Origin of the sequence: Salipiger mucosus DSM 16094 (assembly GCF_000442255.1) — a bacterium.
GTDB classification, from domain to species: Bacteria; Pseudomonadota; Alphaproteobacteria; order Rhodobacterales; family Rhodobacteraceae; genus Salipiger; species Salipiger mucosus.
In genome coordinates, this window is the sequence record NZ_KE557283.1 from 191,628 (window position 1) to 200,128 (window position 8,501).

Below are 8,501 nucleotides of genomic sequence, written 5' to 3' on the forward strand. Positions count from 1 at the left end.
GCGACGCGGTGGTGCTGGGAGCGCCCAACGTGGTGCGCGGCGCCAGCCACGCAGGCAACGTCGCGGCGGCGGAGCTGGTGGCCGAGGGGCTCTGCGACGCGCTGGCCTCGGATTACCACTACCCCGCCCCGGCGCGCGCCGCCTGGCGCTGCGTCGAGCTGGGCCTGCTGGACGAGGCGCAGGCCTGGGCGCTGGTCTCGGAGCGGCCGGCGCGGCTGCTGGGGCTGACCGACCGCGGACGGCTGGTGCCCGGCCAGCGCGCCGACCTCGTGGTCATGGAGCCCGGAACCCGCCGCATCGTGGCCACGCTTGCGGGCGGACAGGTCGCCTGGATGTCGGGCGCGGTGGCCGAGCGGTTCGTTGGCTGAGGACGCTCAGCCGCGCACGATCCGGTTCACGTGCCCCATCTTGCGGCCCGGCTTCACCGCCGCCTTGCCGTAGAGGTGCAGCGCCGTGTCGCGTTCGCAGGCCAGTTCGGGCACGCGGTCGAGGTCGTCGCCGATGAGGTTCTCCATCTGCACGTCCGCGTAGCGCGAGCCGTCGCCCAGCGACCAGCCCGCGACGGCGCGGATGTGCTGCTCGAACTGGTCGATGGTGCAGCCGTTCTGCGTCCAGTGCCCGGAGTTGTGCACGCGCGGGGCGATCTCGTTGACCAGAAGCCCCTCGGGCGTGACGAAAAGCTCGACCCCCATGACGCCCACGTAGTCGAGCGCGTTGAGGATCTTGCCCGCCAGCAGCGCGGCATCGGTGCGCTGCGCGGTGCTGAGACGCGCCGGCACCGTGGTGGTGCGCAGGATGCCCTCGCGGTGCACGTTCTCGCCGGGGTCGTAGCAGGAGACGGCGCCATCGGGGCCGCGTGCCGCGATGACCGAGACCTCGTGGCTGAAGCTCACGAAGCCCTCGAGGATCGCCGGGGCGCCCTGCATCTCGGCCAGCGCCTCGTCGGCGTCCTCCGGGCGTTCGATCCGGGCCTGGCCCTTGCCGTCGTAGCCGAAGCGCCGGGTCTTGAGGATCGCGGGCGCGCCGATGACCTCCAGCGCCTGCCGCAGCGAGGCGGCATCGGTGATGTCGGCAAAGGGCGCGGTGCGCAGCCCGAGGTCGGTGAGGAAGGTCTTCTCGGTGAGCCGGTCCTGGCTGACGCGCAGCGCCTCGCGCCCCGGTCGGATCGGGCGCAGCTCCTGCAGCACGTCCAGCGCCTCGGTGGGGATGTTCTCGAACTCGTAGGTGATGACGTCGACCGAGGCGGCAAAGGCGCGCAGGGCTTCCGCGTCCTCGTAGGGGGCGGTGGTCACGGCATGGGCGACGTGGCCCGCCGGCGGCTCGGCGCCCGGCTCGAAGACGTGGGTTCTCAGGCCAAGCCGGCTCGCGGCGACCGAGAGCATCCGGCCCAGCTGTCCGCCGCCGAGAATGCCGATGGTGGCGCCTTGGGGAAGGGGGTCGGTCATGGGGGCCTCCGCTCTGACATGCTGCCCGGCCTGTTTCCTGCGAAACGGCGCGCTCTGCAACATGCCTTTTGGGATTGGCCCCGCCGGGGTCAGTCGCGGTCGGGTTCCTCGGGGATCGACCCGGACAGCGCGGCGCGCCAGGCGTCGAGCCGCTCGGCCAGCGCCGGGTCCTGCAGCGCGAGGATGCCCGCCGCCATGAGGCCCGCGTTGGCGGCCCCGGCCGAGCCGATGGCCATGGTCGCGACCGGGAAGCCGCGCGGCATCTGCACGATGGAATAGAGGCTGTCGACGCCATTGAGCGCGCGGGTCTGCACCGGAACGCCGATCACCGGCACGCGGGTCTTGGAGGCCATCATGCCCGGCAGGTGCGCGGCGCCCCCGGCGCCGGCGATGATCACCTGGAGCCCGCGACCCGCGGCCTCCTTGCCGTAGCTCCAGAGCCGGTCGGGCGTGCGGTGCGCCGAGACGATGCGCGCCTCGTAGGCCACGCCCAGCTCGTCGAGCATCCGCGCCGCCTCTTCCATGGTGGGCCAGTCCGACTGGCTGCCCATGATGATGCCGACCTTAACGTCCTCTGCCACGACCGCCTCCGTTTCGCGGGGAAAGCCCGGACTATACCGGTTTCAAGCCGGGGGGCAATCGCGCTGGCGCATCGGATGGGCGCCCGAAAGTCTTCGAAGACTTTTGCAAATTCCTTGCCAAGGAATTTGGTGCGGCCCGAGGTATCAGGCGATGATGTCGGGGGTCAGGCGGTCCTCGATCAGGGCGATCCTGTCCTTGAGGGCGAGCTTCTTCCTCTTCAGGCGCTGCAGCGTGAGCTGGTCGCCCATCGAGCGTTCCTGCAGGGCGCGGATGGCGTCGTCGAGGTCGCGGTGCTCGCGCCGGAAGACTTCGAGCTCGACGCGCAGGACCTCGTCCGACTTCATCGAGATATCGTGCGGCGCATTCATCGGGACATCCCCATGTCGTAGGTTTGCACAGGATATCAAGCGCAAGCGCTTTGGCAAAGCCCTTGCGCAAAATACGCTGCGTTCCCATATTTCCATGGACGGGTCGCCATAACGGGGCCCGTCATGGACGGTCGCTTAATTCACAAGGACGTGTCGATGAGCAAAATGACTCTGGGCTCCTATCCCCACATGCTCGGCTTCGAGCAGCTGGAACGCCTGCTCGAGCGCACAGCGAAATCGAGCGAGGGATATCCGCCCTTCAACATCGAACAGACGTCGGATCACTCGTACCGCATCACGCTTGCCGTGGCGGGGTTCTCGGAAGCCGACCTGTCGATCACGGTCGAGGACCGCCAGCTGGTGATCCGCGGCCGACAGGCCGACGACGGCGCGGACCGGGTGTTCCTGCACCGCGGGATCGCGGCGCGCCAGTTCCAGCGCAGCTTCGTGCTGGCCGACGGCGTCGAGGTGGGAGAGGCCGTCATGGAGAACGGTCTCCTGCACGTGGATCTGTCCATATCGCGCCCCGAGACGGTGGTGCAGACGATCCAGATCAGAAGGGGGTAAGCCCATGCATACGAAGTATGATTTCAACGAATTCGAGGACGCCAAGATCGTCTACGTCCGCCCCGTGGCGGCGCGCGATCTGCCCGAAGAGGTGCAGGAGCAGCTCGACGGGCTGGAAACGCTCTACGCGGTGCACCGCGCCGACGGCGAGCGCCTCGCGCTGGTCAAGGACCGGGCGCTGGCCTTCGTGCTGGCCCGGCAGAACGACCTGGCACCCGTGACGGTGCACTGAACCGGTGCGCGCCGGCCCTCAAGGCCGGCGCCAAGGCCCCCGCGCCGCGTCATGCGCGGTCCAGCGGAGGCCAGATCCCGTACCAGTCGTACAGCAATTCCGTACAGGCCGCGTTCGCTGCGGCACGTGAGCGACCGTCGACGCGCGCGCCCTGCAGCGCGCCGGGCGAGTCGCGCGGCGTGATCGCCGCCCGCGCGGCCGGAGCCTCGACGATCCCGACGCCCCGGCGCGCCAGTTGTCCCGAGATCCAGATGTCGTCGACCGCCCAGGCCTCGGGCGGCGGACAGAGGACCTGCGCGTCGAACATCCCGGCTCGCAGCAGGACGCCCGCGAATCCCTGAACCACCGATCCGCCCTGCCGTTTGAGGCGGCGGACCTCCCATGTCGAGCCGGCCACGGCCACGCCGGGGCGGCGGGCCGCCTTGAGCGCGGACAGCCAGCCGGGGCCGTAGAGCCAGTCGTCGTCGCAGATCGCGATCTCGCTCGCGGGGTCGGGGACGGCACGGAGCGCGGGCAGCAGCTTGAGCGCGGGACCGTGATCCACGTCCGACCAGACGAGGCGCACGCCCTCGGGCAGCTTCGGCGGGGTGACCGGGCCGGGGAAGCGGCGGTAGCCGCGGGGCAGGCAGAGCAGCACCGCCTCGGGCGCGGGGCGCTGCGCGAGCAACGACTCGAGCGTGGAGCCCAGCGCGGCGAAGCGCGGCGGGATCGAGGTGAGCGAGACGATGGCCATGCGCCGCAGCCAACCCCGGGCGGCGGCCCGAGGCAAGGGCGTCAGAAGCGCCAGTCGTAGCGCGCGCGCAGGACCAGCGGCCGCCCGGCGTCGAAGGCGCGGTTGCCGTCGAGGTCGAACTTCACCCTGTGCCGCTTGCTCGACCAGGCGAAGCCGGTGCGCAGCGAGGGGCGCATGTGATCGCCCTGCCCCCCGGCATCGCGCCAGTGGCCCAGGTCGAGCGCGAGGTCGACGTAGGGCTTGAGCGGCGCGTCGCCGCCGAAGGTCGCACGGCTGCGGATCGTTCCGTTCAGGCGCTCGATCGCGAAATCCTCGACCGCGTGGTCGGGCAGGTCCAGCTTGGGGTGCACCTGCCGCGAGGCCGTGAGCGCGAGCGATCCGGTCAGCTTCACCGCGCCGAAGGTCCGGCGCGTGTTCGCACGGACCCCGGCGGCCGCGCGCCGCGCGCGCAGGTGGCCGGTGCGAAGCCGGTAGTCGGGCCGCGAGAAGGCCAGCCAGGCCTTGAGCCCCGTGCGCTCGTTCAGGCGGGCCGTGAGATAGGGCGCGACCGAAAAGGCGCTGACCTGCATCCGTTCGCCGGTGTCGAGGTTGGCCTTGGCCAGCCCGGCGGCGAGCCCGGCGCGCGTTTCGCCCGTCAGCGGCCGTTCGTAGGCGGCGAGCAGGTCGAAGACGTGCCCCTCGCGCGTGCCGTGATACTCGCGGGCCTGGAAGGCGCTCCAGACGCGGGGCATGTCGCGCTTGGCCCGCGTCGCGAGGAAGAGCCCGCGCCGGTCGAGCCGGACGTGCCGCAGACCGCCCTGCGCCTGGCCGATGACGGAGTCGAAGGCCCCGAAGGCCGCGCGCAGCGTGAGGTCGGCGCCCGAGGTCAGGGCGTCGCGCAGCTCGTCGGCGCCGGCCCGCACCGGCACGGCGGCGAGGCAGAGCGACAGCGCGGCGACAAGGAGGTTGGGCAGAGGCGGGCGCATCTTCGGAGACAGGGCGGGACTTTGAGGGGAGGTTCCGGCGTCACCGGGTGGCGCCTTGTCCGTCGTCTAGAAAAAATGTGGCGGGTCGCGCAAATCACGTTTTTCCCGCGCGGCTCGTTTTGCCGCGAATTGCCCGCGGAATTGATTTGGATCGCAGACAGTGCCCGCGAAGCGCCCCTAGGATTCGCCGTGACGGAGGTGCTTCATGGCGGACACGGCCTATCGCGCGGAGGGACTGACCCGGACCTATGGCTCGGGCCACTCGGCCGTGCACGCGCTGCGCGGGGTCGACCTCGACCTGCCCGCCGGCGAGATCGTCGTGCTGCTGGGCCCCTCGGGCAGCGGCAAGTCCACGCTGCTGAACATCCTCGGCGGGCTGGACCGGCCGACATCGGGCCGGGTCTGGTTCGGGGCCGAAGAGCTGACGGCGATGAGCGACCGGACGCTGACCCGCTACCGGCGCGATCACCTCGGCTTCATCTTCCAGTTCTACAACCTGATGCCCTCGCTCACCGCCGAGGAGAACGTCGAGCTGGTGACCGAGATCGCGCGCAATCCCATGACGCCCGCCGAGGCGCTGGGGCTGGTGGGGCTGAAGGAACGGGCCGGGCATTTCCCCTCGCAGCTGTCGGGGGGCGAACAGCAGCGCGTGGCCATCGCGCGGGCGGTGGCGAAACAGCCCGACGTGCTGCTCTGCGACGAGCCGACCGGCGCGCTCGACAGCACCACGGGGCGCGAGGTGCTGGGCGTGCTGCAGGCGCTGAACCGGCGGCTGGGCACCACGGTGCTGATCGTCACCCACGCGGCGGCGACGGCGGGCATGGCCGACCGGGTGATCCGCTTTGCCGACGGGGCGATCCGCTCGGTCGAGGAGAACGCCGCGCCCTGCCCCGCCGGAGAGATCGAATGGTAGGGCCGCTCGACCGCAAGCTGCTGCGCGACCTCTGGCGCATGAAGGGGCAGGCGCTGGCCATCGCCGTGGTCATGGCGCTTGGCGTGATGCTGCAGGTGATGATGTCGGGGCTCGTGAGCTCGCTCGAGGAGACGCGGCGCGGCTACTACGAGCGCTACCGCTTTGCCGAGGTCTTTGCCCCGGTGGTGCGGGCGCCCGAGCGGCTGCTGGACCGTATCGCGGCGCTGGAGGGCGTGAACGCGGTCGAGGGGCGCGTCTCGGGGCTGGCGCTGCTGGACCTGCCGGGGCACGCGGTGCCGGTGCAGGCACAGGCGCTGTCGCTGCCCCACGGAGATGCGCCCGCGCTGAACGCGATCCGGCTGGAGGCCGGGCGGCTGTTCGAGCGCGGGCACCCGGAGGAGGCGGTGTTGCTGGAGAGCTTTGCCGCCGCGCACGGCCTGCGGCCCGGAGACCACCTGGCGGCGACGATGAACGGCGCGCGCTTCGACTTCCGCATCACCGGGCTGGCGCGGTCGCCCGAGTTCCTCTACGCGGCGGCGCCCGGCGAGATGGTGCCCGACGATGCGCGGTTCGGGGTGCTGTGGCTCTCGCCCGAGGCGATGGCGGCGGCCTTCGACATGGAGGGCGCCTTCAACGAGGCGCTGGTCGGGCTGGCGCGGGGCGCCGGGGCGCCGGGCGTGATCGAGGCGCTGGACCGGCTGCTGGCGCCCTGGGGCGCGGCGGGGGCCTATGACCGGGCGGACCAGTTCTCGAACCGCTTCGTGTCGGAGGAGATCGCCGGGCTGAAGGATTCCGCCACCACGATCCCGCCGATCTTCATGGCGGTGGCGGCCTTCCTGCTGAACATCGTCATCGCCCGCATGGTGCAGGCCGAGCGCGAGGAGATCGGGCTGCTCAAGGCCTTCGGCTACCGCTCGGGCGAGATCGGGGCGCATTACCTGAAGCTGGTGCTGGTGATCGCGCTGACGGGGGCGGCGCTGGGGTGCCTTTTCGGGATCGCGGCGGGGCGCGGGATGGTGCAGGTCTACCTGGCCTACTTCAAGTTCCCCTTCCTGGTCTTCCGGCTGGAGCCCGCGGCCTTTGCCCTGGGCACCCTGGTCAGCGTGGCGGCGGCCGCGGCGGGCGGCGCGGTGGTGCTGCGCCGGGTCTTCCGGCTGCAGCCGGCCGAGGCGATGCGCCCGCCCGCCCCGCCGGATTATGCCTTTGCCGGGCGCTGGAAGGGCCTGACGCGTTGGCTGGACCAGCCGAGCCGCATGGTGCTGCGGCGCTTCACGCGGACGCCCTTCCGCATGGCGGGCGCGGTGGTCGGCATCACCTGCGGCATGGCGCTGTCGGTGGGGATGCTGACGATCCACGCGGGCTTCGACCGGGCGATCATGCTGAGCTTCGACGTGATGGACCGCTCGGACGTCGCGGTGACCTTCACGCATGCGGTCTCGGACAAGACGCTGCTGGAGCTGGCGCGGCATCCGGGGATCGAGCGGGTCGAGGGGGTGCGGCACGTGGCCGTGATCCTGCGCAACGGGCGGCAGAGCCATCGCGGCAGCATCACCGGCCTGCCGCCCGAGCCCGCGCTGACCCGCGCGCTGACGCCCGCGCTGCACCCCATCGCCATGCGCGAGGACGGGCTGGTGCTGAGCACCGCACTGGCCGCCAAGCTGGGGCTGGAGGTGGGGCAGGACCTGACCGTCGACGTGCGCGAGGGGGCGCAGCCCCTGTTGCAGCTGCCGGTGGTGGGGGTCTCGGACACGGTGCTGGGGGCGCCGGCCTACATGGCGCTGGCGGGGCTGAACCGCGCGCTGGGGGAGCCCGGGCGCGTCTCGGGCGCGGCGCTGCGGATCGACACGGCGGATGCGGAGGAGATCTTCGCCTGGCTCAAGGGCATGCCGGTGGTGGCGGGGGTGAGCCTCAAGGCCGAGGCGCGCGGCGCCTTCCGCAAGCTTATGGACGAGGGCGCGGGCTGGACGCGCTTCGTGATGGCAGCGGTGGCCTTCGTCATCACCTTCGGCATCGTCTACAACGCCGCGCGCATCGCGCTGGCCGAGCGGGCGCACGACCTCGCCAGCCTGCGGGTCATCGGCTTTTCGCGCGGCGAGGCCGCCTACGTGCTGCTGGGCGAGCTGGGGCTGGTGACGCTGCTGGCCCTGCCGCTGGGCGCGGGGCTGGGGGCGGCTCTGTCCTACCTGCTGGCGGCGGCCTATTCCTCGGAGATCTACACCGTGCCGGTGGTTTTCCGCGCCACGACCTTCGGCAATGCCGCGCTGGTGGTCATCGCGGGGGCGGTCATCTCGGGGCTGCTGGTGAAACGCGACGTGGACCGCGCCGACCTGGTCGCGACGCTCAAGACAAGGGACTGACGACATGGCAAACACGCGCACGCGCACCCGCCTGATCCTGTGGTCGCTGCTGGCGCTGGTGCTGGCCGGCACGCTGGCCGCGGCCTTCTGGCCGCGGGCGGTGCTGGTCGACCTGGGCACCGTCACGCGGGGGCCGCTGACCGTGACCATCGACGAGGAGGGGCACACGCGGGTGCACGACGTCTACGTCGTCTCGACGCCGGTCGCGGGGCGGCTGCTGCGCGTGGACGCGCAGGCGGGCGACGCGGTGGCGCAGGGCGGGACCGTGGCGCACATGCGGCCGACCAATCCCGCCGCGCTGGACATCCGCACGCGCGAGCAGGCGCTGGCGGCCGTCGC

9 protein-coding genes and 2 pseudogenes are annotated in these 8,501 nt (G+C 71.6%); 6 read left to right on the forward strand and 5 right to left on the reverse strand.

What is annotated here, in order from left to right; genetic code table 11:
* Positions 1-368: pseudogene (locus tag SALMUC_RS23300) on the forward strand (amidohydrolase family protein); the annotation flags it as partial.
* 6 nt (positions 369-374) lie between these two features.
* Here the strand turns inward: SALMUC_RS23300 and SALMUC_RS23305 are convergent.
* The 3 genes from SALMUC_RS23305 to SALMUC_RS23315 form a co-directional block, all read right to left on the reverse strand.
* Positions 375-1,445 carry a 5-(carboxyamino)imidazole ribonucleotide synthase gene (locus tag SALMUC_RS23305; protein WP_020043644.1) on the reverse strand — a complete coding sequence of 357 codons (1,071 nt, stop codon included), beginning with the start codon at positions 1,443-1,445 and terminating at the stop codon, positions 375-377.
* 89 nt (positions 1,446-1,534) lie between these two features.
* Entirely contained in the window at positions 1,535-2,026 is a 492-nt protein-coding gene (gene purE, locus SALMUC_RS23310) for a 5-(carboxyamino)imidazole ribonucleotide mutase (RefSeq protein ID WP_020043643.1), read from the reverse strand.
* A gap of 144 nt (positions 2,027-2,170) precedes the next feature.
* A complete protein-coding gene (locus SALMUC_RS23315; protein ID WP_020043642.1) occupies positions 2,171-2,395 on the reverse strand; it encodes a YdcH family protein in 225 nt (74 codons plus the stop codon).
* Between the two features lie 156 nt (positions 2,396-2,551).
* Here SALMUC_RS23315 and SALMUC_RS23320 point away from each other — a divergent pair, with 156 nt between their 5' ends.
* Together SALMUC_RS23320 and SALMUC_RS23325 are read left to right on the forward strand one after the other, a co-directional pair.
* Positions 2,552-2,962, forward strand: coding sequence for an Hsp20 family protein (locus SALMUC_RS23320; protein ID WP_020043641.1), 411 nt, complete (start codon positions 2,552-2,554; stop codon positions 2,960-2,962).
* A gap of 4 nt (positions 2,963-2,966) precedes the next feature.
* A complete protein-coding gene (locus SALMUC_RS23325) occupies positions 2,967-3,194 on the forward strand; it encodes a DUF1150 family protein (protein WP_020043640.1) in 228 nt (75 codons plus the stop codon).
* Between the two features lie 49 nt (positions 3,195-3,243).
* Here SALMUC_RS23325 and SALMUC_RS28555 read toward each other — a convergent pair whose 3' ends face one another.
* Both SALMUC_RS28555 and SALMUC_RS23335 read right to left on the reverse strand, forming a co-directional pair.
* Positions 3,244-3,927 (reverse strand): glycosyltransferase family 2 protein, encoded by a 684-nt coding sequence (locus SALMUC_RS28555; RefSeq protein WP_020043639.1) that lies wholly within the window; start codon positions 3,925-3,927, stop codon positions 3,244-3,246.
* A gap of 41 nt (positions 3,928-3,968) precedes the next feature.
* Entirely contained in the window at positions 3,969-4,892 is a 924-nt protein-coding gene (locus tag SALMUC_RS23335) for an autotransporter domain-containing protein (protein WP_020043638.1), read from the reverse strand.
* 205 nt (positions 4,893-5,097) lie between these two features.
* On the opposite strand from SALMUC_RS23335, the gene SALMUC_RS23340 reads away from it, so the two are divergent.
* The 3 genes and pseudogenes from SALMUC_RS23340 to SALMUC_RS23350 all read left to right on the forward strand — a co-directional run.
* Positions 5,098-5,805 (forward strand): ABC transporter ATP-binding protein, encoded by a 708-nt coding sequence (locus SALMUC_RS23340; protein WP_020043637.1) that lies wholly within the window; start codon positions 5,098-5,100, stop codon positions 5,803-5,805.
* Entirely contained in the window at positions 5,799-8,162 is a 2,364-nt protein-coding gene (locus SALMUC_RS23345; RefSeq protein ID WP_020043636.1) for an ABC transporter permease, read from the forward strand. The genes SALMUC_RS23340 and SALMUC_RS23345 overlap by 7 nt, the downstream gene beginning before the upstream one ends.
* A 4-nt stretch (positions 8,163-8,166) precedes the next feature.
* A pseudogene (locus SALMUC_RS23350) lies at positions 8,167-8,501 on the forward strand (efflux RND transporter periplasmic adaptor subunit); the annotation flags it as partial.